This window comes from Bacillus sp. P4_D3 (genome assembly GCF_056401855.1).
This window is the reverse complement of record NZ_JBFUIN010000572.1, coordinates 1-1,993: the sequence shown is the minus strand read 5'-3', so window position 1 is coordinate 1,993 and position 1,993 is coordinate 1. Positions and strand designations below refer to the sequence as shown.

The following is a 1,993-nucleotide window of genomic DNA, read 5'->3' as shown; positions in this document are numbered from 1 at the left end:
AGCAGTACTCGTTCGTGATTTGCCTGGTATGGCAGATATTGATTCGTCATTATTATGGTTTTGCCGTGAAATAAAACAAGATTTTGTCGTCGGATTATCTGGAGAATGTGCAGATGAAATATTCGGTGGTTATCCGTGGTTTTATAGAGAAGATGATTTACAATCAAGTGCATTTCCGTGGATGCGTTCTACAGAAGCGCGTGAACAACTTCTAAAGAAAGAATGGAGAAATAAATTAAATTTACAACAATATGTGCAACAACGCTATGAAGAATCGATTCAAGAAGTTCCTATTTTAGAGGGAGAAAGCCCATTAGAAGCGAAGAGACGACAATTATTTTATTTAAACATGGTATGGTTTATGACAACATTATTAGACAGAAAAGACCGTATGAGTATGGGGGCAAGCTTAGAAGTACGCGTTCCATTTGCGGACCACCGACTTGTCGAATATGCGTGGAATATTCCTTGGGAAATGAAAATGTATAAAAACCGCGAAAAAGGTCTATTGYGTAAGGCGTTAGAAGGATTGCTTCCAAATGATATATTGTATAGAAAGAAAAGTCCGTATCCGAAAACGCATAATCCGCACTATACGAAAGCAGTAACAGTATGGCTCCAAGATTTATTAACGGATAAAGGCTCAATTTTGCATGAATTGTTCGATAAAGAGCAATTGAGCGGGTTGATTGAGTCGGGCGGAAGTGCATTCCAAAAACCTTGGTATGGGCAATTAATGACAGGTCCTCAACTTTTAGCTCATTTAGCGCAAATTCATGTTTGGTTTAAAGAGTATGGGGTAAATATTAAAGAATAGGGGAAAGGGCGGCTTACAACATATATGTAAGTCGCTTTTTTATTAAATGAATTATCATATAAAATTCAAAATTATATTAGAAATAATATTTATTTAGAATTATTATTTTGACGTATTTATTATTACTTGTTATACTTGGAAACAAATGTTCTTGAAAAAGATTCTCATTTCCAAAATTGAGGTGTTATATAGAGGGCGAAGAAGAAAATAGGTTTGTTTGTGATGGCGTATGGAACGCCAGAGTCATTAGAGGATGCATACTCACATTCGTCATGGGCGTAAGCCGTCTGAAGAAGCGCCCCGAAATTTAATCGGATGGTATAAAGCAATTGGAGGAATTTCACCGCTTGCGAAAATAACGAAAGAGCAGGCGCATAAATTAACAGATTCAATGAATAAAATGTTTATAGAGTATGAATTTTTTTGTTACTTAGGTTTAAAACACATTGCTCGATTTAGAAGTTTTATATGACACCGATTATGAATGTAAAGTTGTAACTGATGAATTAAATATGGCATATTTCAGACCAAATATGCCGCATGCACAATCTGTATTTATTGATTGTTTAACTGGAATTGTTTCCAAAAAAATGAAGGAAATAGTTGACAAGGATTTAGTTTTGAATAATAATTAGTTTATAATAATTTTAAATAAATAATAATTACTGTGAAAGAAAGAGGAGGATCCCCCTTGATGAATCCAAATAATCGCTTAACAACAAACCAAGGTGCTCCAGTTGGAGAYAACCAAAATTCTCGTACAGCTGGTCGCCGTGGACCGGTATTGTTAGAAGACTATCATTTAGTAGAAAAACTTGCACACTTTGATCGTGAACGTATTCCGGAGCGTGTTGTGCATGCACGTGGTGCAGGTGCTCACGGTGTATTCGTAACGAAAAACAGCATGAAACAATATACGAAAGCAGCGTTTTTACAAAATGAAGGAACTGAAACGCCTGTATTTGTTCGTTTCTCAACGGTTATTCATGGTCAAGGTTCTCCTGAAACAGCTCGTGATCCGCGCGGGTTCGCTGTTAAATTTTATACAGAAGAAGGAAACTATGATATCGTAGGTAACCATTTACCTGTTTTCTTCATCCGTGATGCAATTAAATTCCCTGACATGGTGCATTCTTTAAAGCCAGCACCTGATACAAATGTTCAAACACCAGATCG

1 protein-coding gene and 2 pseudogenes are annotated in these 1,993 nt (G+C 36.3%); all 3 read left to right on the top strand.

The window, feature by feature from the left end:
* A partial coding sequence (locus AC1DTM_RS24195) for an asparagine synthetase B family protein (RefSeq protein WP_477001079.1) occupies window positions 1-817 on the top strand: 817 nt, incomplete at its 5' end.
* A gap of 222 nt (window positions 818-1,039) precedes the next feature.
* Window positions 1,040-1,452: pseudogene (locus AC1DTM_RS24190) on the top strand (hypothetical protein).
* A gap of 59 nt (window positions 1,453-1,511) precedes the next feature.
* Window positions 1,512-1,993: pseudogene (gene katB / locus AC1DTM_RS24185) on the top strand (catalase KatB); the annotation flags it as partial.